General features: G+C 69.9%; 16 protein-coding genes. 9 read left to right on the plus strand and 7 right to left on the minus strand.

Annotated elements, in window-relative coordinates; all coding sequences use genetic code 11:
- Window positions 1–4: 4 nt before the first annotated feature.
- From rfbA to Q0818_RS10920, 5 genes are all read left to right on the plus strand, one after another.
- A complete protein-coding gene (gene rfbA / locus Q0818_RS10900) occupies window positions 5–880 on the plus strand; it encodes a glucose-1-phosphate thymidylyltransferase RfbA (protein ID WP_298874479.1) in 876 nt (291 codons plus the stop codon).
- On the plus strand, window positions 864–2,831 hold the full coding sequence (locus Q0818_RS10905; RefSeq protein ID WP_298874482.1) for a rhamnan synthesis F family protein: 1,968 nt from the start codon (window positions 864–866) through the stop codon (window positions 2,829–2,831). The genes rfbA and Q0818_RS10905 overlap by 17 nt, the downstream gene beginning before the upstream one ends.
- The gene (locus tag Q0818_RS10910) at window positions 2,828–4,759 is read left to right on the plus strand and encodes a rhamnan synthesis F family protein (protein WP_298874485.1); all 1,932 of its coding nucleotides are present in this window, start codon (window positions 2,828–2,830) and stop codon (window positions 4,757–4,759) included. The genes Q0818_RS10905 and Q0818_RS10910 overlap by 4 nt, the downstream gene beginning before the upstream one ends.
- 96 nt (window positions 4,760–4,855) lie before the next feature.
- The gene (locus Q0818_RS10915) at window positions 4,856–5,722 is read left to right on the plus strand and encodes an ABC transporter permease (protein ID WP_298874488.1); all 867 of its coding nucleotides are present in this window, start codon (window positions 4,856–4,858) and stop codon (window positions 5,720–5,722) included.
- Between the two features lie 5 nt (window positions 5,723–5,727).
- Entirely contained in the window at window positions 5,728–6,936 is a 1,209-nt protein-coding gene (locus Q0818_RS10920) for an ABC transporter ATP-binding protein (protein WP_298874491.1), read from the plus strand.
- 45 nt (window positions 6,937–6,981) lie between these two features.
- On the opposite strand, the gene Q0818_RS10925 is transcribed toward Q0818_RS10920, so the two are convergent.
- Genes Q0818_RS10925 through Q0818_RS10955 form a run of 7 tightly spaced genes read right to left on the minus strand, consistent with a single transcriptional unit; the run spans window position 6,982 to window position 16,931 of the window.
- Window positions 6,982–9,186 carry a hypothetical protein gene (locus tag Q0818_RS10925; RefSeq protein WP_298874493.1) on the minus strand — a complete coding sequence of 735 codons (2,205 nt, stop codon included), beginning with the start codon at window positions 9,184–9,186 and terminating at the stop codon, window positions 6,982–6,984.
- A gap of 52 nt (window positions 9,187–9,238) precedes the next feature.
- Entirely contained in the window at window positions 9,239–10,213 is a 975-nt protein-coding gene (locus Q0818_RS10930) for a glycosyltransferase family 2 protein (protein WP_298874495.1), read from the minus strand.
- Between the two features lie 31 nt (window positions 10,214–10,244).
- Window positions 10,245–11,483: a hypothetical protein gene (locus tag Q0818_RS10935; protein ID WP_298874497.1), complete on the minus strand. Its 1,239-nt coding sequence runs from the start codon at window positions 11,481–11,483 to the stop codon at window positions 10,245–10,247.
- Window positions 11,476–12,609, minus strand: coding sequence for a glycosyltransferase family 1 protein (locus Q0818_RS10940; protein ID WP_298874498.1), 1,134 nt, complete (start codon window positions 12,607–12,609; stop codon window positions 11,476–11,478). The genes Q0818_RS10935 and Q0818_RS10940 overlap by 8 nt, the downstream gene beginning before the upstream one ends.
- A 5-nt stretch (window positions 12,610–12,614) precedes the next feature.
- Window positions 12,615–13,811: a glycosyltransferase family 2 protein gene (locus Q0818_RS10945; RefSeq protein ID WP_298874499.1), complete on the minus strand. Its 1,197-nt coding sequence runs from the start codon at window positions 13,809–13,811 to the stop codon at window positions 12,615–12,617.
- Window positions 13,808–15,004 carry a glycosyltransferase gene (locus tag Q0818_RS10950; RefSeq protein WP_298874502.1) on the minus strand — a complete coding sequence of 399 codons (1,197 nt, stop codon included), beginning with the start codon at window positions 15,002–15,004 and terminating at the stop codon, window positions 13,808–13,810. Before Q0818_RS10950 ends, Q0818_RS10945 begins: the two co-directional genes overlap by 4 nt.
- A 1-nt stretch (window position 15,005) precedes the next feature.
- Window positions 15,006–16,931, minus strand: a complete 1,926-nt coding sequence (locus Q0818_RS10955; RefSeq protein WP_298874505.1) for a DUF6541 family protein — start codon at window positions 16,929–16,931, stop codon at window positions 15,006–15,008.
- Between the two features lie 148 nt (window positions 16,932–17,079).
- Here Q0818_RS10955 and glf point away from each other — a divergent pair, with 148 nt between their 5' ends.
- Genes glf through Q0818_RS10975 form a run of 4 tightly spaced genes read left to right on the plus strand, consistent with a single transcriptional unit; the run spans window position 17,080 to window position 21,820 of the window.
- On the plus strand, window positions 17,080–18,216 hold the full coding sequence (gene glf, locus Q0818_RS10960; protein WP_298874508.1) for a UDP-galactopyranose mutase: 1,137 nt from the start codon (window positions 17,080–17,082) through the stop codon (window positions 18,214–18,216).
- A gap of 7 nt (window positions 18,217–18,223) precedes the next feature.
- Window positions 18,224–20,266 carry an acyltransferase family protein gene (locus tag Q0818_RS10965; RefSeq protein WP_298874511.1) on the plus strand — a complete coding sequence of 681 codons (2,043 nt, stop codon included), beginning with the start codon at window positions 18,224–18,226 and terminating at the stop codon, window positions 20,264–20,266.
- 22 nt (window positions 20,267–20,288) lie between these two features.
- Window positions 20,289–21,080 carry an ABC transporter permease gene (locus Q0818_RS10970; protein ID WP_298874514.1) on the plus strand — a complete coding sequence of 264 codons (792 nt, stop codon included), beginning with the start codon at window positions 20,289–20,291 and terminating at the stop codon, window positions 21,078–21,080.
- Complete coding sequence (locus tag Q0818_RS10975; protein WP_298874517.1) at window positions 21,080–21,820, plus strand: ABC transporter ATP-binding protein; 741 nt, start codon at window positions 21,080–21,082, stop codon at window positions 21,818–21,820. Before Q0818_RS10970 ends, Q0818_RS10975 begins: the two co-directional genes overlap by 1 nt.
- Window positions 21,821–21,823: the final 3 nt, after the last annotated feature.

Raw genomic sequence — 21,823 nt, forward strand, 5'->3', positions numbered from 1 at the left:
CCTCATGCGCGGAATCATTCTGGCGGGCGGCACGGGCTCCCGGTTGCACCCCATCACTCAGGGCATCTCGAAGCAGCTCGTCCCCGTCTACGACAAGCCGATGATCTACTACCCGCTGTCGACGCTGATCCTGGCGGGCATCCGCGACATCCTGATCATCACGACGCCTCAGGACTCCGAGCAGTTCCAGCGGCTGCTCGGCGACGGCTCCCGCTTCGGAATCTCGCTCACGTACAAGGTGCAGCCCTCGCCGGACGGTCTCGCGCAGGCCTTCCTGCTGGGCGAGGAGCACATCGGATCCGACTCGGCGGCTCTCGTGCTCGGCGACAACATCTTCTACGGCCAGGGCATGGGCACGCGTCTGCGCCAGTACAGCGAGCTCGACGGCGGCGTCGTGTTCGGTTACCGGGTCGCCGACCCGACGGCATACGGGGTCGTCGAGTTCGACGCCGCGGGTCGCGTGGTCTCGCTGGAGGAGAAGCCCGAGCATCCGAAGAGCAACTACGCGGTCCCCGGTCTGTACTTCTACGACAACGACGTGATCGAGATCGCCCGCGGGCTCACCCCGTCGCCGCGCGGGGAACTCGAGATCACCGACGTCAACCGCGCGTACCTCGAACAGGGACGCCTGCGGGTCGAGTTGCTGCCGCGCGGCACGGCGTGGCTCGACACCGGGACGTTCGACTCGCTCAGCGAGGCGACCGAGTTCATCCGTACCGTCGAGAAGCGTCAGGGTCTGTCGATCGGATGCCCCGAAGAGGTCGCGTGGCGCATGGGCTTCCTGAGCGACGACGAGCTCCGGGAGCGCGCCGAGCCCCTGGTCAAGAGCGGTTACGGCCGCTACCTCCTGAGTGCCCTCGAGCATGGCGCCGAGCGCTGAGGCGGGCGCCGAGACGCACCTGAGCTCCGGTCGGACCGACGCTCCTGCGGCCAGCGGCTCCATCGAGCGTGCCGTGGTGTTCGCGGTCCGGGCCTCGGGGCGCGTCGAGGACACGACGGTCCACGCCCTTCGTGCCCTGCGTCGCGTCGCGTCGACGATCGTCCTCGTGCACCCCGGGGCTCTGTCATCCGATGTCCGTGGTCGCGTCGCGGCGCTCGTCGACGACGTGATCGAGACGGACTCCGAAGAGTTCTCCTCCGACGACTACACCGTCGCGATCGATCGTGTGCGCCGGCGTGTCGCGACGGTCGACGAGATCGTGCTCACCGGCGACTCGTGGTTCGGCCCTGTCGGCGACGTGGCCGCCCTGTTCGAACGGATGGCGTCGGTCGAGGCCGACGTCTGGGAGGTGTTGCCACCCGCCGCTCCGAGAGAGGCGTTCCCGGGCGAGGGTTTCCCCGCCGTGACCGATCGACCGTGGTTCCTGACCGTGGTCCGTCGCGCGGTGCTCGACAGCTCGGCATGGGACCGCTGGTGGGGGCACGGCGTCGCCGCCGGCGAGCGCGAGCGCGCCCTGACCGGCGTGATCGAGCGCGCGGGCTTCCGGCATGCGCGCGCCTACGACACCGCTCATCTGCACGCGCACGATCCGGGGCTGTTCGCCCCGGAGGACCTGCTCGACATGGGCGTGCCGTTCGTCGATCGCGCGGTGTTCACGAGCTACCCCCCGTTCCTGGATCGCTTCGCGATCATCGGCAGCGAGATCGAGCAGATGATGGGCGAGGCCGGTTACCCCGTCGACGTCCTGCGCTCGAGCCTGGCGAGCTGCGTGCCGCCGAAGGCTCTCAACACCACCCTCGGGCTGCTCTCGGTCCTGTCGGGTCGCGCGGTCGATCCGGAGGCGGGGTCGTCGCTGAAGCTGGCAGCGGTGGTGCACATCAGCGACCTCGACGAGATCGATGAGGTGCTGCGACGACTGCAGTTCCTCCCGCCGGGGGCCTCCGTGTTCGTGACCACGACGGAGGGCGTCACCGCGGCGCGCTTGGAACGCCTGCTGGAGACCTGGGCGTCGACGAATGCGCACACCTACGAACTGCGCGTGACTCCGCAGAGCCCGGGTCGCGACATGGCGGACTACTTCGTCGGATGCCGAGACGTCATCCAGTCCGACCAGTTCGACCTCATCTTCAAGCTCCACATGCGGCGGGCGCCGTGGAAGACGATGAACCGGTTGCGGTACTTCCGTCGCTACCAGTTCGACAACCTGCTCGACAGCCCCGGATACGTGCGCAACCTGCTCTCCCTCTTCGAGAAGGAGGAGCGGCTGGGCGTGGTCTTCCCGCCGATGATCCACGTGGGTTACGCGACCATGGGCCGGGGATGGGCGCTGCTCGAACCGCACGCGCAGCGCCTGGCGACGCGGCTCGGAATCCGCGTTCCGCTCGACACGGTGTCGCCGCTGGCCCCGTACGGCGGCATGTGGGTCGGACGCCCCGCGGCGTTCCGTGCGCTCACGCGACGCCGGTGGACCTTCGCCGACTACGGCTGGAAGGGCGAGCGTCGCTACGGTCACCTCGCCCACCTGCAGGAGCGGCTCGTGAGCGCGTCGGCGGGGGAGTCCGGCTACTACTGCCGCACGGTCCTCACCCACGCCCACGCCGAGATCGCCTACACGGCACTGGAGTACAAGGTCGACCAGATGTTCTCGACGACGCGCGGATGGCCCGTCGAGCAGATCGGATTCCTGCACAGGGCGGGCTACACCGGGTACGGCGGGACCGTTGCACTGGTGCGCATGTACGTCCGCACGAACCATCCCCGCGTGGCCGACGCGTTCCGCCCCGTGTACCGGATCGCCCTGCGGGGGCACCGTGTGCTGTCGGCCGGGCGCCGTGTGGCGTCACGGTTGCGCAGCGAGCGCGGCGAGAGCGAGCGAGAGGTGTCGTCGTGAAGACCGCAGAGTTGATCGGTGACTGGACGCGTCCCGCCGACACCTTCCCCGAGGACGGGAAGCGCCTGCTCATCTACGTCGTCTTCGACCGACGGGGCGAGGTGGGGGATTTCGTGCTGTACGCGCTCGAGCACCTGCGCGCCTCCTGCGACGAAATCGTCGTGGTCTCCAACGGTCCCCTCACCGCGCAGGGCCGCGAGCGGCTCGAGACGGTCGGCGACCTGGTCCTCGAGCGCCCGAACGAGGGGTACGACATCTGGGGCTACAAGCACGGCCTGGACGCCGTCGGGGAGCGCGTGCAGGAGTTCGACGAGCTCCTGCTCGTGAACGACACGTGGTTCGGCCCCATCCGCCCCTTCGAGCCGATCTTCGAGCGGATGAACGCCCATCCCCTGCACTTCTGGGGGATGACCGACCATCTGCGAGTGGAACCGCATCCCTTCACGGCCGATGAGGACTACCTCCCGTACCACCTGCAGTCGTACTGGGTGGCGGTGCGTCGGCACATGTTCACGTCGCCCGAGTGGCAGGCCTATTGGCGCGACCTCCCGGCGATGACGACGTACTCGGACGCCGTCACGAAGCACGAGGGGATCTTCACGCAGCACTTCACGCGTCAGGGATTCTCCGGGGAGGTGGCGTTCCCCACCTTGACGGACAAGATCGAGAACCACGCGGTGCTCTACGCCGAGCAGCTCATCGACGCCGGATGCCCGACCCTGAAGCGCCGCCCGTTCTTCCAATGGCCGGTCTTCCTCGACCGTGTCGCCGTCGTCGGCAAGTGGACGCTCGAGGCGGTGGAGCGCAGCGGCTACCCGGTGGAGCTCATCTTCGACGACCTCGCGCGCAACGTGGAACCGCGCGTGCTGAACGCGGATGCCGCGCTGCTGCGCGTCCTCTCGTCGACCGATGACGACTACGACCCAGCGGCACCGTTGCGGACGGCGGTCTTCGCGCACATCTTCTACGTCGAGATGACGGACGAGATCCTCGACCGAGCGGGGTACCTGCCCGGCGTGACCGATCTCATCGTCACCACGCCGGACGCCGACCGCGCGCGCGCCATCGAGGACATCATCGCCGCCCGCAACCTGCAGGGTCGGACCGAGGTGCGCGTCGTGGCCTCCAACAACGGTCGCGATCAGGCCGCGTTCCTGATCGGGTGCCGCGACATCCTGCTGTCGGACGAGTACGACCTCGTTGTCAAGATCCACTCGAAGAAGACGCCGCAGGACGGGGCGAACGTCGGCCGGCACTTCCGCCGGCATCAGTTCGAGAATCTGCTCCACGGTCCGCACGAGGCGGCCAACGTCGTCGCGCTGTTCCAGCAGCAGCCCGGCCTCGGGCTCGCCTTCCCGCCGACTGTCCACCTCGGTCACCCCACGATGGGTCACGCGTGGTGGGCGAACCGCCCGGGGGTGGAGAAGCTCTGTGGCGAACTCGGCATCCGCGTGCCCCTGGACGAGGTCTCGCCGCTCGCTCCTTTCGGTTCGATGTTCTTCGCACGGCCGCAGGCCCTGCGTCTCCTGGTGGAACGGGAATGGACGTACGACGAATTCGGGGGAGCGGAAGCCTACGTCGACGGCGGTCTTGCACACGTTCTCGAACGCATGCCGGTGTACGCCGCGGGGGAGCTCGGTTTCCACTCGATGACCATCGCGACGCCCGACTATCTGGCCAAGAGCTACACGGCCTTCGACTACAACCTCGATCAGATGTCGGCGACCATGCCGGAAGACACCCAGCATCAGATCGAGTTCCTGCGTCGAGCGGGATACATCGGGTGGGGCACCTTCCGCGATTTCATCGACATGTGGGTGCGCCTGCATCGCCCCGATTCCGCAGTGCGCATCGATCGGCTGTTCGCGCGCAGCGAGGGCATGCGCGGTCGTCTGTGGCGCGCACGTCAACGGCTGCGCCGCCGCTGAGCACAGACGTCCCGCAGGAACAGCCCACTAGAATCGGACCCCATGCCTAGTCCTTCACCCTCCGGGGATAACGCGCGCTTCGCTCGGCTCGCGGAGATGCCGATGCGTACGGTCGGCGTCACCCCGGGGCTCGGGTTCGCCTCGTTGTGGACGACTCTCCGAGACATTTTCGCCCGGCGGGAGATGCTCGACCTCCTCGTCAAGCGCGACATCAAGGCGCGCTACAAGGACTCGGCTCTCGGTTTCGTCTGGGCGCTCATCCGCCCGCTCATCCTCCTCGGCATCTATTTCGTCGTGCTCGGGCAGTTCCTGGGCGCTGCGCGCGGCATCCCGGACTTCGCGATCTTCATCTTCACCGGCCTGACTGCGATGAGTCTCTTCCAGGAGATCGCGGTCGGTGGGACGGGATCCATCATCGCCAACGGCGGGGTGGTGAAGAAGGTCTACATGCCCCGTGAGATCTTCCCGCTCGCCGCGACGGGGTCCGCCCTGTTCAACTTCATGATCCAGCTGGGCGTGCTGCTGGTGGCGACCGTGATCGCGGGCAAGCCGCCGCTGCACTGGCAGATCGTGTACGCGATCCCCTCGCTTCTTCTGATCCTCGTGTACGGCCTGGCCTTCGCGCTGTTCTTCGCGGCCGTGAACGTGTACCTGCGCGACGTGCAGTACCTCGTGGAGGTCGTCACGATGCTGCTGATGTGGCTTTCGCCCGTGCTCTACGCCTGGCACCTCGCGAAGCAGATCATCACGAGCCCCACGCTGCTCGAGGTCTACACCAACAACCCCCTCACCCTCGCCGTGCTCGGCTTCCAACGGGCGTTCTGGCTCGGAGGCTACGGTCTGGAGGGGCCTGCGCACCTCGTGTTGCGCATGGCGGTCGCTCTGCTCATCGGTCTCGCCCTGCTCGTCCTGAGCCACCGGGTCTTCGTGCGCCTGCAGGGCAACTTCGCTCAGGAACTGTGATCGATATGTCGTTCGACGTGAATGTCCCTGCGGTGCGCCCCGAGGTCGTGGTGCTCACCGACGTGTCCAAGCGATTCGTCGTGCGCCGCGACACCTCGATCAAGGAGCGCATCGTCACGCTCGGTCGCGCCGGGCGTCGCCATCGCCAGAACTTCTGGGCGCTGAGCGATGTGAGCCTCGACATCCGAGCGGGCAACACCATCGGCCTCATCGGGCACAACGGCTCCGGGAAGAGCACGCTCCTGAAGGTCATCGGCGGCATCATCCAGCCCACTTCGGGAGATGTGCGTCAGCGCGGCCGCGTGGCGGCGCTCATCGAGCTCGGCGCCGGTTTCCACCCCGATCTCACCGGTCGCGAGAACGTCTACTTGAACGCCTCCGTGCTGGGGCTCAGCCGTGAAGAGACGCGGGCGAGCTTCGACGACATCCTGGACTTCTCCGGCGTCGGCGACTTCATCGACACCCAGGTGAAGTTCTACTCCTCGGGGATGTTCGTGCGCCTCGCATTCGCGATCGCGGTGCACACGGATCCCGACATCCTCCTCGTCGACGAGGTTCTGGCTGTCGGCGACGAGCAGTTCCAGCGAAAGTGTCTCGACAAGATCAAGGAGTTCCAGCGCGAGGGACGGACGATCATCATCGTCTCGCACGCGCTGGATCAGATCGAGGAACTCTGCGACCGTGTCATCCTGATGGACAAGGGTCGCGTCGCGTTCGACGGACTCGCCGACGCCGCCGTCGAACGGTTCCGCGAACTGCTCGAGGAGGGCTCCGGCAAGGTCTCGGCCCGCCCGGACCAGATCACCCGCGCCGCGGAGATCGTCTCGGTCGACGTCCGCGCCGCCGACGGGCGTCGTTCGAACGACTTCCAGAGCGGCGAATCGTTCCGCGTGGCGATCGCCGTGCGCGGCCTGAGGCCGCTCGCGGAATGGGCCCTCGGGTTCAGCATCGACACGTCCTCGGGCGTGCTCGCTCTCGCCTCCAACACGAGCATGCTGGGTGCGTCGGTCCCCGCTCTGAGCGCGGGCGAGACGGTGACGATCGAGATCGACGTCGACGGCGCCCACTTCAACCCCGGCAGCTATTGGATCAATGCCAACCTGCACGGCATCAGCGAGTCCACCTCGCACGCGCTCATGCAGGGCGCGGAATTCACCGTGCACGGGCGTTCCGACTCGCTCGGGTCCGTCCCCGCCGAGGTGCGTTTCCGCTGAGAGCGGGATGACCGTACTCAGCGGACCGCCGGCGGCGCGAACGCGTCAGCGGTGCCGTAACGCTGCGTCGAGCAGGGTCCGCGCACGGGCATCGAAGGAGTGCTCGATGCGGATGCGTGCCGAGACGGCATCCAAGTCCGCGGAAGAGGGGAAGACGTCCTCCAGATCGCCGGAGAGCAGCTCGATCAGTTCGGGAACGTTCTCCCAGATGTGCACGGCGCCGCCGAAGAGCTCTTCGATCCCCTCGACCTGATCGCTGATGGCGCGACCACCCGCGGCGACGACGTCGAAGAGGCGGTTGCCGATGAACCCCCGCTCCTGCATCGCGGGCCAGTGATCGTTCAGCACCACGCCGGCGCTCTCGTAGAGCGCGGGGAGCTCGTCGTTGCGCACTCCCGTGGCGGCGATGCGCTCGGCGGGGATCCATCCGCGCCAGTCCGGGCCGATCACGGTGACGGGGATGCCCGCTCGGATGGGCTCGACGACGGATGGGCGGAGGATGCCGCGCGCCGTTCCGACGAAGAGGATGTCGGAGCCCCGCGGGCGTCCTGCGGGGTGGAAGCGCGTGGCATCGGTGCACTGCAGCAGAGCGGTGATGGACACGCCGAGTTCGCGGCCGGTCGCCTGAGCCCACGGCGCGGAGGCGGCGAAGACCTCGTGGAATCCCGCCACGTCGCGGTGACCGACCTGGTCGGGATGGCTGATGACCCACAGCAGGGAGATGCCGGTGGGGGAGGCCTCGAGCGGTTCGGGGCCGCGCAGGGCCACGGTCACGTCGTCGAGATGACGTGTGGGGCGGGTGCGGGCGGGGTAGGAGTCGATGACCACCTCTTGCCCGAGACGCCGGAGGGCGTCGGCCAGGGCGCGCGCGAAGTGGGTGTCGCCCCACCCCTCCGCGCGGGGACCCACGGGAGCAGCCGTCCGCAGTGCCCATCGCAGGGCGGGCACCCGCTCGCCGTCGGGCAGCTCGATGAGGCGCTGCGGGCGCCGCACACGGGGGAGCGGGCCGTCATCGTGACGCTCCCAGCCGGCGCGGAGCAGCAGGGCATCGCCGCCGGGCAGCTCAGCGGGCAGGTCTGCCGACGCGGCACGCGAGCGCGTGCGCGTCTCGACGTCCAGGGCGACGATCGCACGGCCGTCCAGGCGGGCAGCGGCGTCGGGACCCTGGAGGGCGACGCTGACGTCCGCGCGGCGGGCGGCGAACGTGCTCCCGGCCAGGGCGGGGACCTCGAGGTCGGTCACGGGAGCGAGGGAATCGAGATCCTCGATGGGGTGGCCGGCGAGGAAGCGTCCGTCGGCGGTCGCTCCCACCGCGGCGATCGTGCCGTCGCCGTCCCTCCACACGGGGGCGAGCAACGTGCCGACGGGACGCTCCTCGACCCGCTCCGCCAGACGCATGGCGTCGGCGGCGGTGAGGGTCTGATTGGGACCGCGTACGACGACGACTTCGGCGCGCGAGGAGGTGAGGAGTTCGTCGAGCGCGAGCGTCGCGTCGTCGTGACGACGGCGACTGACGCGGACGCGGGGGCGTCCTGCCGCCAGCATCGACGCCAGCGTCCAGTCCTCGGCGCGGTCGTCGAGCACGGCGATCGCGACGCCCTGGCCGGGCGCGTCCGAGAAGGCGACCGCCTCGGCGAACGATTCGTCGAAGTCCCACTCCTCGGGGCCGATCGCGAGGATCAATTCGCGACCGAGGGGCTCGTTCCCCGGTGCCGGGCTCACCTCTCCTCCCACGCGAGCGCGACGCGCGGCCTCGACGATCACCCGCGATACGTCGGGCCAGGATGCCGCCGCGGGTTCCGATCGCGGACCGAGGGGGATCGAGTGCGTCCCACGATGGCGCCAGGCGTGGCCGAGGGGGCCGCCGGGAGTGTCCCAGGCGTCCGGGTGGCGCTCGCCGTAGGCCACCGCATCCCAGAGCGGGCTCACCTGGAGCCCGCGCGGATCGGCCACCAGGTAGGCGTAGAGGGCCGGGACGCGCCATGCTTCGGGCAGATGGTCGCCGACCGCCGTGTCGACGAAGAGGGGCGACAGGCGCAGCCCCTCGCGGAAGCCCCCGTTCACGTAGCGGCGGACGGCGGCCGCCTCGCTCAGGGGGCGTCCCACCTGAGCGCGCACGTAATCGAGGTCGACGATGCCCGCGCGACGGATGACGCGCGCCCACCACAGCCGGTCGGCGCGGGCGACGAGCGGGCGCAGGAGAGGGAGATCGCGCGCGGCGCGCACGCGCGAGCGGAGGGCGGTCAGCACTCTTCGACTATAGGCAGGGCGTCGAGCCCGTCTCGACGGCATCCGGATGCCGTCAGCGCGATGCGGCGGGACGCTCCGCCCAGTAGCGGTCGCCGCGCATGCGCATGGACTGTCGCAGATCGATGCTCTCGTCGACGGCATCGAGGGGGAGTGCGGTGCGGGGCGCGTCGGCGCCGCGGCGCCAGCCCTCCCATCGACCGCGGAGCGACAGGACGTCGCGCCGCAGGACGAGTCGCGCGCCGCTGACCACGATCTCGACGGCGAGGGCCCGCAGCGCCCAGCGCGAGCGCAGCACGCCGTACTTGCGCAGGAGGTATCCGCGCGCGAAGCCCGAGAGGCGGCGTTGTCGAGCCGACTCCCGGCCGGCGCTGGCCCCGCCGAGGTGCGTGCCGAGGGGCCCTTCGATCGCGACGCACGTCCACGTCGCCGCACGCAGGCGGAACGCGAGGTCGAGCTCTTCGCCGTACATGAAGATGTTGGTGTCGAACAGGCCCACCTCGTCCAGGGCGGCTCGGACGTAGACGGCGACGGCTCCGTAGGGCCCGAGGACGGGAGGGTCAACGGGGTCGGCGGCCGGCAGCGCGGCCCCGTGGAACCGCACGAAACCGGCGCCGGTGACGTCGGCGACGATGCCGTAGGAGTCGACGGTGCCGTCGGGGGCGAGGAGCAGGGTCGCTCCGCTGCCGACCCGACGCGATGCCTCGTCGGGCATCGCCGTGAGCACCCGCTCCACGGCATCCGGTTCGAGGACGACGTCGCTGTTCACCAGCATCACCAGACGCGCCGTGCCCGCGGCGAGACCGGCGTTGCAGGCGCGCGCGAAACCGAGGTTGCGTTCGTTGCGGATGAGGGTGACGTCGGGGAATTCCGCTGCGACGCGGTCGGCCGTATCGTCGGGCGAGCGGTCGTCGACCACGATCACCCGAGCGGCGACGCTCTGCTGGGTGGCCGCCTGCAGGCAGGTGCGCACGAAATCCCACCCGCCGTACACGGGGATGACGATGTCGATGTCGGGTGAGCCGGTCATGCGAGACCTGTCCTTCGTGCGGTCGGTGCGATCACGGGGTGGGTGCTTCGGCGGCGACGAGGTCGACGTGGCGGCGCGTGCGACCGATCAGGATGAGCGTGGAGATCGCCTCGGTGACGGCCAGTCCCGCCGCGACGCCGACGGGGCCCAGAAGCAGCCCCGCACCGATCATGAGAGGGATGCCGATGACGGTCGCCGTCACGGTGGCGCGCATCACCGCGTGCTGCTCGCCCGCCGGGAACAGGACATGACGCGTCATCGACGTGCGGAGCGAGAACAGGGCGAAGGCGACACCGAGCGCGAGGCAGACCGCGAACGGCGCCGCCGCCGGCTCGCCGAACATGAGGGCGCTGACGGGGGGACCGGCGAAGCCGAGCACGAGCATGCCGAGGACACCGAAGCCGCCGTGCATCAGCAGCGCCAGGCGCAGCCGCGACCGTCGCGCGGGACCCGTGACCTCGGCGGACCACGACTGCAGGGCGTTGGCGAGGGTGAGCGGAAGGAACTGGCCGAGCTTGGCCATCTTGTCGGCCGAGGCGAAGCCGGAGGCGGCCGTCCCCGCCGACAGCACGTTCACGAGGGGCGTGGGTACCGCGGAGTACGCCCCCAGGGCGGCGTCGTTCAGAGCGACCGGCGCCCCGACACGGAAGAGTCCCGGGATCTCGCGGGCGGGCGGCCACGCCGACGGGTAGCGGCGGAGCAGGCGCAGCGAGAAGAGCGTCGTCCCGACGACCGTCACGGCGATGCCGGCGAGGGGATAGACCTCGACGGGCGCGCCGTTGACGATGGCGAGCATGGATCCCACGGCGACCACGAGCCGCGGGATCGCGTCGTAGAAGAGGATCGAGCGCGGGTCGCCCACGCCCACCGAGAACCACGTGAACGACAGGGCGATCATGGCCCCCTGCAGTCCCATGAGGGCGGCGAGCAGGCCGTAGCCGGGACTGGCGACGAGGGCGCAGACCACGACGAGGGCGGGGAGGGCGACGATCGAGGTCGCCAGCCGCACGACGAGCGCGTCGCGGTACAGGCGACCGCGGCGGACGTCGTCGGCCGCGATCGACACGAGGGCCGGTCCCACCGTCGTCCAGCCGTAGGCCACGGCGATGGCGGCGAACGTGCCGATCGACTCGCCCGCGATCGCGCTGGACCAACCGTCGGGAGCCGCGCGGGAGACAGCCGGCAGGACCACGAGGGGCGATACCGCCGCGACCGCGGGGATGAGCGTGAAGCCGAACAGGCGCGACCGCAGGGACGCCGGTTCAGCCACGGCTATTCCTCCGCGCGGCGGTGCGACGCAACACGACCGAGAGGGCGATGGCGGCAGCCGACCAGCTGAAGCGACCCGCCCACTCTCGCCCGCCCGTGCGCAGCGCCGCGCGCTCGCCGTCGTCGAGGGACATGACGGCGAGGATCGCCCGGGCGAACACGGCGGGGTCGGTCGCGTCGGCGTAGCGCGCCCACTCGCCGCCGACTTCACGCAGCACCGCGGTGTCGTGGGCCACGACCGGTACTCCCGCGCCGAGGGCGTCGACGACGGGCAGGCCGAACCCCTCGGTGAGGGACGGGCAGGCGTAGACGTCGGCGACCTGGTAGAGCGCGCGCAGCTGGTCGTCGCTCACCCATCCCGGGAGGACGACGTCGGCCGCGAGACCGAGCCGCTCGACCGTCTGGCGCAGTGGATCGTCGGCTCCGCCTCCCCCGATGACCGTGAGGGGCCGCTGATCGGCGGGGATCCGAGCCACGGCGGCGAGAAGACCCGCGAAGTTCTTGTGCGGCATCCGGTTGCCCGTCGACAGGAGCACCGGCCTGCCGGGAAGGATGCCGAGCGGGGCGAGCAGGCGCCAGGGATCGTCGACCCCGCGGATGTCGGACCCGCCGTTGTGCACGACCGTGATGCGCTCGCGCGGGACGCCGAGATGCTCGTGGATCGCGCTCGCCGCGGTGGCGGAGACGGTGACGACCGCCCGCGCCGTCCGCGCCGTGCGGGTCATGAGCCACGCGGTCACCGCACGCGCGAGGCGTTCGAGGCCCTCCCCGGGCACCTCGTGATAGATGACGTCGTGCACCGAGACCACGCGGGGGACGACACCTTCGCTCAGAGGGCCGAAGTTCGCGGGGCTCCACACCAGGTCGGCATCCATCGCCTTCGCCGTTCGCTCGACCGCGACGATCTCACCCGCCGCCCACGACGCCCGGCCGTCGCCCACCCACTCGACGACGCGCACCTCACCCGGGAAGAACTTCCGCACGCCGGCGGCGCCGGACGCCCCCGTGAGGGCCACGAAGTCGGCGTCCGGCATCTCTTCGGCGAGGCGCGGCAGGAGCTCGCGCACGTACGTCTCGGTGCCGCCGCGACCGCCGGTGTAGCCCAGCAGATCGACGAGGATCCGCACGGCGATCAGCTCTCGATGACGGCTTCGGGGCGCTGCTCGCGCCGGGGCGTCGTGAGCACGCCCGAGAAGAAGCTCATCATCGCGGTCTGGAATCCGAGGATGATCAGCAGCGCGCTCGGAACCGCGATGCGCACCGCTTGAGCGGCGTTCTGCTGGCCGAAGTCGAGACTGCCCCACAGGACGACCTGGACGATGCCGATGACGATGCCGAGCAGGAACAGGCCCACACCGATCAGAAGTCCGCGTTCGGCCGACCACTTCGCCACGATGCGGCGATAGCGCTCACTGGTCGGCAGGAACCCCTCCTGGGTGGCATAGAGCTTGGTCAGCCAGAAGAACAGCAGCGATTGGAATCCGATCACGCACAGGGCGCTCGCGTAGACCATCGTGGTCACATCGAACCCGACGCCGCCGACGTTGATCCCGCCGAAGGCGAGGACCCCCACCGCGATCGCGCCGAGGAAGAACGCCACCAGGCCCGGGTAGACGAACAGCCACCGCGGGGCGAACAGGAGCAGGAAGCGCAGGTGGCGCCACCCGTCGTGCCAGCTGCGCAGGTGCGGCGGACGCGACCGCCCGTCCTTCTTCAGGGTCGTCGGGACCTCTTCGATGCGGTAGCGCTTGAGGGAGGCGCGGACGACCATCTCGGAGGCGAACTCCATGCCCGTGGTCTGCAGGTCGAGCTGACGGATGCGCGCCCGGTTGAAGCCGCGCAGGCCGCAGTGGAAGTCGCGGATGCCGGGACGGAAGAACAATTCGCCGATGAACGACAGGACAGGGTTGCCGAGGTACTTGTGCAGCGGGGGCATGGCGCCCGGGGCGATGCCGCCGCGGAAACGGTTGCCCATGACGAGGTCGGCTCCGGCGCGCAGACGGTCCACGAACGGCTCGAGGTTCTCGAAGTCGTAGCTGTCGTCGGCGTCAGCCATGATGACGTAGGTTCCGCGCGCCTGTTCGATGCCGTTGATGAGGGCCGCGCCGTAGCCTCGGCGCGGGGCGTGCGACACCCGGGCGCCGAGTCCCTCGGCGATCGCCTGGGAGCCGTCGGTGCTGCCGTTGTCGGAGATGAGGACCTCACCGCGGATTCCGCTGCGCTGCAGGAAGCCCTGCGCCTTGCGGATGCAGACCTCGAGGGTCTCGGCCTCGTTGAGGCAGGGCATGAGGATCGTCAGTTCGACGTCCGTGGAAGCGGGAGTGGTCACGGGCTGTCTTCTTTCGTCTTCACCGAGGAGGGTGTCGGCAGCGGCAGTGCCGACAGGATCCCTTCCACGGTGCGGCGGATGGTGCGGGTGCCGACGGCGGCGTCGTACCAGGCGCGCGAAGAGCGGCGCAGGTCGTCGCCGCCGTCGACGGCGACCCGGATGGCCCGGGCGAGGTCGGCGGGCGAGGTGGTCGGGGAGACGACGCCGTTGACGCCGTCGTCGATGAGTTCGGTGGAGGCGTTGCCCTCGTCGGCGACGAGCACGACGGGAACGCCGTGGGCGTTGGCCTCGACGACGACGAGTCCGTAGCCCTCGCGGCGCGAGGGGTTCGCCAGGCAGGCTGCGCCATGGAGCAGGTCGTTCAGTTCGGCATCCGAGACGAAGCCGGGGAAGCGCGTCCAGGCCTCGCCGCCCACGCGGCGGACTTCGGCGCGCACGGCATCCGTACTCGGGCCGGTGCCCAACACGACAAGCCGCAGGTCGGGGATGCTCTCGCGGGCCGCGGCCACGGCGGCGGGCAGGACCTCGACGCGCTTGTCGGGGATGTGGCGACCGACGTAGAGCACGTACGGCGGGGCGGCTGCCGGACCCGGCTGCGGGACCTCGACGGCTCCGTCGATGAGTCCGGGACTGACCAGGGGGGCTGTGCGCAGGCCCTCCCGGCGCAGGCGGGTGGCCGAGAGCTGGGAGTGGCACGTCGCGAGCGGCGTGATCGCGATGGCGGCGCGTTGCAGGATCCACGCGATCGTGCCGGTCACCGCGCCGGAGTACTCGACCCACTGCCGACGATGCCAGACCTCGAGATAGTCGACGACGAGCTTCGTGCCGGAGCCCACGAGCGCGAGTCGGGCGGCGAAGACGTTGAAGATCGGCAGAGCGCTGACGATGACCGCGCCGTAGCGGCGACGACGGCGGACGAGAGCGGCGAACAGCGACGTGGCGTAGCGGAGAGCCGCGGGGATGCGCCGCACCCCGTCATCCGAATAGAGCGAGAGTCGCCCGGTGACGGGGACGATGCGGAACCCGTCCTCGACCGGCACGGGACCGTCCCACTGTGTCGCGGTGATGTAGTCGACCTCGAGACCCTTCAGACCGAGCTCGACGGCTTGCGCGCGGTACTGCCGCTCGCCCCCTCCGGTGGAATAGGGGAAGAGGCAGTCGTAGGCGACGGCGACGGTGCTCTCGCGCGACACGTCAGCACCCCTCGATCTTGAACAGGCGCGCCGAGGGCCCCTCGGAGTCGACCAGCACGAGATGCTCCGACGGTGAGAGGTTGTACAGACCCTGGCGCTCGAGGCCGACGCCGGGGTTGTTCCAGACGTTCTGCGCGCCGAAGTCGAGCACGTAATCGACGCCCAGACGGTCGACGACCTCGCACACGCGCGGGTCGGAGTCGATGGCGCTCAGGCGGTTGTCGAGGTACTCCTCGTCAGTCCCGATCGCGCCGAAGACGTGCTTACGGAGCACCTCGCGGTCGCCGATCGCGTACGCCAGGGACGCCCCTGTCCAGGGGCTGCCGGCGATCACCGCGTCGGCGGGGGTGGTCTCGGGCAGACGCTCCAGCAGCGCCTCCTCGTTGCTCGTGAGCAGCGGTGAGGTGGCATCGAGCGCGTACGCGCCGCGCGCGTCGGCCGCCGTGCGGAGGATGTTCGGGCTGACCCCGACGGAGAACACAGCGAGAACACCGACCCCGGCGACCGCCGCACGCAGCACGCGCCCGGCGCGGGCGCGCGCGAGGACGCGAGCGACGGCGTCGGCGATCGTGACCGCACCGAGGACGGCGACCGGGATGCCGGCGGCCGGCAGGAGCGCCGCGAGGCGGTAGGAGTCGTTGTACCAGGGGTTCGTCAGGAACTCGCGGAGCGCATTGCCGCCGGCGGTGCCCGAAGCCACGACGAAGAGCACCGTCGCGACCGCCATCGGCGCCGCGACGACGAGGAGGCGCGGTCGGCGCACGATGGCGAAGACGCCCACCGCGATCATCACCGAGACCGTGAGGGTGATCGTGTAGCCGCCCGGCGAGAGGAGCAGTGCCTCTCCGACCGCGCGGGCCGTGGTCTGCCACGGCGCCCAGATCGACATCTCGGCGTTGGTGCGCATGACCCGCCACAGCACGCCGAGCACGACGAGCAGCGCCAGCAGGATCGCCGTGGTCGACATCCACCGACGGCGGGAAGGATGCCGCACCGCACGGCCGACCAGCTCGACGACGGCGATGCCCGCGCCCAGGGCCGCCATCGACAGGAACGCGTTCGGATGGGCCAGGCCCACGCCCGCGGCCGCCACGAGCAACAGAACGGCGGCGCGCACCCGAGCGGCCGACCCGGTCGCTCGCAGGAGGTGCACCACCACGGCGACGCCACCCGGGAGCACCGCGTAGCCCATGGCGTTCGGGTAGAGGACGCCGAAGAACATCAGCAGCAGCGGGAATGCGCCGAACCCGGTCGACAGGGCCGCGGCGCTGACGACGACGGCCGTGCGCTCGGATAGCAGCACGGTGCTGAGGGCCACCACCGAGATCGGCCAGGCGACCGCCGCGAGCGCGATGTTGGCGGCGTTGACGGCGACCGGCACGGACGCGCCCGTCACCTGGGCGGCGAGCGCGGCCACCGTGTGCCAGCCGTTGGGATAGAACCCGATGTCGGAGGTGAGACCGATGTGGAAGGCCGACGCGTCGCCCGTGTCGACGGCGAACGCCACCGTGTTCAGATGGACGATCGCGTCGAAGGTCTGCGAGATGTGCGCGGGACCGCCGAAGACCCAGGCGAGTTGGAGGGCGATGACGACGCCCGCGCCGATCAGCGACAGGCTGCCCCACAGCGCCGTCCGGGCGGAGGTCGGCGCCTCCGTCTCGCGACCGACCCAGCGGCGCAGCCCGAAGGCGGCCGCGGCGGCGACGACAGTGACGATCGCGACGGGGACGATCGACCACGACAGTCCCGCGAGGGGCGCGGCGATCGCGGCGACGGCGAGGATCGCGATCGAGACGACGGGTGCCAGGGTCAGGATGCTCAGGCGCCGCACGCCCCATCCGGCTGCGAGAACGGCGATTCCGGGGACGACGAGAGCGACGATCGAGATGATCAGCGGCATCACGATCACCCACCAGGAATCGCTCATGCACTCCCATTTCTCGCTGGACGACAGTCAGCCATGCTAACGGACGGTCGCTGACCCGCCCCTGAAGGCCCCGGCGGGGTGCCCCTTTAGACTGAAGGGGCGCGGGATCGCTCTCCGCGTGTCCGCGACACGAAAGACGCACCTCTTCATGGATCTCCTCATCGTCGGCTCCGGCTTCTTCGGTCTGACCATCGCCGAGCGCGCGGCCGCCGCGGGCCGCAAGGTGACGGTCATCGATCGTCGCCACCACATCGGCGGCAACGCCTATTCCGCGAACGAGCCCGAGACGGGCATCGAGGTGCACCAGTACGGCGCGCACCTGTTCCACACCTCGAACCCGACGGTGTGGGAGTACGTCAACCGCTTCACCGACTTCACCTCCTACGTCCACCGCGTCTACACGACGCACAAGGGCGTGGTGTTCCCGCTGCCGATCAACCTCGGCACCATCAACCAGTTCTTCCAGGCCGCGTACACGCCCGACCAGGCGAAGGCGCTCGTGCAGGAGCTCGCCGGCGAGTTCGACGCGAAGGATGCCGCGAACCTGGAGGAGAAGGGCATCGCCCTCATCGGGCGCCCGCTGTACGAGGCGTTCATCCGCGACTACACCGCCAAGCAGTGGCAGACCGACCCGAAGGACCTGCCCGCGGAGGTCATCTCGCGCCTTCCCGTTCGCTACACCTACGACAACCGCTACTTCAACGACACGTGGGAGGGTCTCCCGGTCGACGGATACACCGCGTGGCTGGAGCGCATGGCCGATCACCCGAACATCGAGGTGAAGCTGTCGACCGACTACTTCGACGAGTCGCAACCGCTCAACAAGAAGGACACCGTCGGACAGGTCCCCGTCGTCTACACCGGACCGGTCGATCGCTACTTCGACTACGCCGAGGGCGAGCTGTCGTGGCGCACGCTCGATTTCGAGCAGGAAGTGCTGCCGATCGGCGACTTCCAGGGCACCAGCGTGATGAACTACGCCGACGCCGACGTGCCGTACACGCGCATCCACGAGTTCAAGCACTTCCACCCCGAGCGCGCCGACCGCTACCCGACCGACAAGACCGTGGTCGTGCGCGAGTACTCCCGCTTCGCCACGCGCGCCGACGAGCCCTACTACCCGGTCAACACCGCGGACGACCGCTCGGGTCTGCTCGCCTACCGCGAGCTCGCGAAGGGCGAGAGCGAGGTGTACTTCGGCGGACGCCTGGGCACCTACCAGTACCTGGACATGCACATGGCCATCGGATCCGCGTTGTCGATGTGGAACAACCAGCTCGCGTGACCGCTTCGTGCGTCTGACGCTGCGCCCGCAGACCCGCCCGTCGATCGACGGGCGGGCGGACGAGGGGCGCTGGGCATATCGGCCCGACCTCGACGGCCTCCGCGCCGTCGCCATCCTCCTCGTCGTCACGTATCACGTGTGGTTCGGACGCGTTTCGGGCGGGGTCGACGTCTTCCTGATGCTGTCGGCGTTCTTCCTCACGCGCGGCTTCGTCCGGCGGATGGCGGGGCCGACCCCCGTCCGACCGGTCCGCCATCTGGTCGGCATCTTCCGCCGACTGCTCCCGGCCGCGGCGGTGACGCTCACAGGCGTCCTGGCCCTCGCCTGGCTCGCGTACCCGCCCACCGCCTGGCGCGCGATCTGGGATCAGACCTGGGCGTCGCTCGCGTACCTGCAGAACTGGGCGCTCGCGGCGGATGCCGTGGACTACTACGCCCGCACCGAGATCCCGAGTCCTCTGCAGCATTTCTGGTCGATGTCGGTCCAGGGACAGGCATTCGTGCTGTGGGTCGGGCTGCTGGCGCTCTGCCAGCTCATCGTGCGTCGGCACGGGCTCTCGCCGGATCGGGTCGTGGCCGCGGTTTTCGGCGTCGTCTTCGCGATGTCGTTCCTCTACTCGGTCGTGCGCACCGCGGCGGCGCAGGAGATGGCGTACTTCGACACGGGGGCCCGGCTGTGGGAGTTCGCGGCGGGGTCGCTCCTGGTCGTCGCCCTTCCCCACGTTCGCGTGAACGCCGTCGCCCGGGCGGTTCTCGGATGGGCCGGCCTCGGCGGCCTGCTCGTCCTGGGCGCCGTTCTCGACGTACGCGGCGGCTTCCCGGGGTTCCTCGCGCTGTGGCCGGTCCTGTGCGCCGCGGCGATCGTCGTGTCGGGTTCCGGCGACGACGGGGGACGGGGACCGGCGCGGGTGTTGTCCTCCGGCCCGCTGCAGGCGGTGGGGCGCGACGCCTACGCGCTGTATCTCGTGCATTGGCCGATCCTCGTGACGTTCCAAGTCGTCAACGACCGGGTCGAGGTCGGTCTCGTCGGCGGTGCCGCGATCATCGCTCTGTCGCTCCTGCTCGCGCGCGCCGTGACGTGGGCGGTGGACCGACCGGTGCGAGCGTGGCGGCGCACGGACAGCTCGCCCCTGGTGCCGCTCGCTGTGGTCGCCGTCGCCGTGAGCGTGGTCGCCCTTCCCCTCGGCGCCTGGCAGGTGTCGACGTGGGTGAAGGATCGTGCGATCGAGGCGCAGGCCGTGCGGGACAACCCCGGTGCGGGGGTGCTGCGCGATCCGTCGCTCGCCGAGATCCCGGCCGATGCCGAACTGCTGCCCGTGCCGACGCTCCTCGACGACGAGTGGACCCAGCTGGAGAACCCGTGCGCGGGGCGATGGAGCGTCGACACCGAGATCCTCTTCGGCACGTGCTTCGAGACCGCGCGGACCGCCCGGGCCGGTTTCACGGTCGCGGTCATCGGCGACTCGCACGCGCAGCAGATCACCGGGGCGCTGCTCCCCGTGGCGGAGGAGAACGGGTGGGGCGTCGTGAGTCTCATCAAGGGCGGCTGCTCGATGGGACTCACCGAACCCGGCATGGACGAGCGTTGCGACGCGTGGCGCGAGGAGGCGATCGAGCTCGTCGAGCGGGTCGTGCCCGACGCCGTCATGACGGTGGTCACGCGCTCCGACGCGGGGGAGGACGACGAAGTCCTGCGCCCCGGCATCGAGCTGTTCGTGGATCGCATGGGCGATGCCGGCATCCCGGTCCTGGCGGTGCGCGACAACCCGCGGTTCGCGTTCGACATGTACGGCTGCGTCATCGCCGCCGACGATGCGCTCGACTGCGCCACCCCGCGTGCGGCCTCGCTGGCCGACGAGAACCCCGCCCTCGTGCTCGAGCGTCCCGGCGTCGACCTGCTCGACCTCACGCCCTGGATCTGCCCCGACGACCTGTGCGTCGGCGTGATCGGCAACGTGGCCGTGTATCGCGACGACAACCACCTGACCCGCACCTACGCCCGCACCCTCGCCCCCTCCCTGGCCGAGCAGCTTCCATCCAGGCTCGGATGACGGGCCCGCGTAGGATTCCGTGGTGACCTCCGCCGCCGTCGGCGCCCCCGGATCGGTGCGGCGCTCGCTCCACTCCCTGTGGCTGCTGTCGGCGCGCGACCTTCGCGTGCGCTACTCGACCAGTGCCCTGGGCTACCTGTGGTCGGTGCTGGACCCGCTGGTGATGACCGGCATCTACTGGTTCGTCTTCACCCAGGTCTTCCACCGATCGGTGGGGGAGGATCCGTACATCGTCTTCCTCATCACGGCCCTGCTGCCGTGGGTGTGGTTCAACTCCGCGGTCACCGATTTCACGAAAGCGTTCAAGAAGGACGCCCGCCTGGTGCGCTCGACCTCGATCCCGCGGTGGATCTGGGTGAATCGGATCGTGCTGAGCAAGGGCATCGAGTTCTTGTTCTCCCTGCCGGTGCTCGCCCTGTTCGCCGTCTTCGGCGGAGCCCAGGTGTCGTGGGCGTTGCTCGCCTTCCCCCTCGCCGTGCTGCTGCAGACGACCCTGCTGGTCGGACTCGGTCTGATCGTCGCCCCCCTGTGCGTGATGTTCGGCGACCTCGAGCGCACCACGCGCCTCGTCCTGCGCGCGCTGTTCTACGCCTCGCCCATCATCTACGGCGTCGGCAACCTCCCCGGGGTGTTCGCCGACATCGCCGCGTTCAATCCGCTGGCCGGCATCTTCACCCTGTATCGCGTGGGGTTCTTCCCCGACCAGTGGGACACCCTGACCGTCGTCGTGGGCGCGGCGGTGAGTCTCGGCATCCTGGCCATCGGTCTGGTCGTGTTCCCGCGGCTCGAGCGTCCCGTGCTGAAGGAGCTGTGATGACGCGACCCGCCATCGAGGTCGAGGGGCTCGGCGTGCGCTTCCGCCGCAACCGTCGCGGCAGCCGGAGCCTGAAGGATCTGTTCGCGGGCTCCGCGCGCCGTTCGCGTCCCGACGAGTTCTGGGCCCTGCGCGACGTGTCGTTCCGCGTGCAGCCGGGCGAATCCATCGGGGTGGTCGGTCGCAACGGCCAGGGCAAATCGACGCTGCTCAAGCTCGTCGCGGGCGTGCTTCTGCCGGACGAGGGCGGGGTCGAGGTCGACGGCGGCGTGGCCCCGCTCATCGAGATCACGGGCGGCTTCGTCGGCGACCTGACGGTGCGCGAGAACGTCCGCCTCACGGCGGGCCTGCACGGGATGCCGCGCGCCGAGGTCGCGCGCCGGTTCGACGACATGATCGCGTTCGCCGAGATCGGCGACTTCGTCGACACGCCCTACAAGCACCTGTCCAACGGCATGAAGGTGCGCCTGGCGTTCTCGGTCGTGTCGCAGCTGGACGAGCCGATCCTCCTCGTCGACGAGGTGCTCGCGGTCGGCGACCGTGCGTTCCGCGAGAAGTGCTACCGCCGCATCGACGAACTCCTCGCCGCGGGGCGCACGCTCTTCTTCGTCAGTCACAACGAGAAGGACCTGCGTCGCTTCTGCACGCGCGGTCTCTACCTCGACGGGGGCGCCCTGAAGCTGGACGCCCCGATCGCCGACGTCCTCGAGCGCTACAACGCGGACTACACCACCCGCTGAGCC

Source organism: uncultured Microbacterium sp., from assembly GCF_947489255.1.
Classification (GTDB): domain Bacteria; phylum Actinomycetota; class Actinomycetes; order Actinomycetales; family Microbacteriaceae; genus Microbacterium; species Microbacterium phycohabitans.

What these genes read in the sequence shown, in the direction of transcription:
- glf (WP_298874508.1), top strand. Translation starts at nt 17,080, where the DNA reads ATGGATCTCCTCATCGTCGGCTCCGGCTTCTTCGGTCTGACCATCGCC.
- Q0818_RS10905 (WP_298874482.1), top strand. Translation starts at nt 864, where the DNA reads ATGGCGCCGAGCGCTGAGGCGGGCGCCGAGACGCACCTGAGCTCCGGT.
- Q0818_RS10930 (WP_298874495.1), bottom strand. Translation starts at nt 10,213, where the DNA reads ATGACCGGCTCACCCGACATCGACATCGTCATCCCCGTGTACGGCGGG.
- rfbA (WP_298874479.1), top strand. Translation starts at nt 5, where the DNA reads ATGCGCGGAATCATTCTGGCGGGCGGCACGGGCTCCCGGTTGCACCCC.
- Q0818_RS10975 (WP_298874517.1), top strand. Translation starts at nt 21,080, where the DNA reads ATGACGCGACCCGCCATCGAGGTCGAGGGGCTCGGCGTGCGCTTCCGC.
- Q0818_RS10915 (WP_298874488.1), top strand. Translation starts at nt 4,856, where the DNA reads ATGCCGATGCGTACGGTCGGCGTCACCCCGGGGCTCGGGTTCGCCTCG.
- Q0818_RS10920 (WP_298874491.1), top strand. Translation starts at nt 5,728, where the DNA reads ATGTCGTTCGACGTGAATGTCCCTGCGGTGCGCCCCGAGGTCGTGGTG.
- Q0818_RS10955 (WP_298874505.1), bottom strand. Translation starts at nt 16,931, where the DNA reads ATGAGCGATTCCTGGTGGGTGATCGTGATGCCGCTGATCATCTCGATC.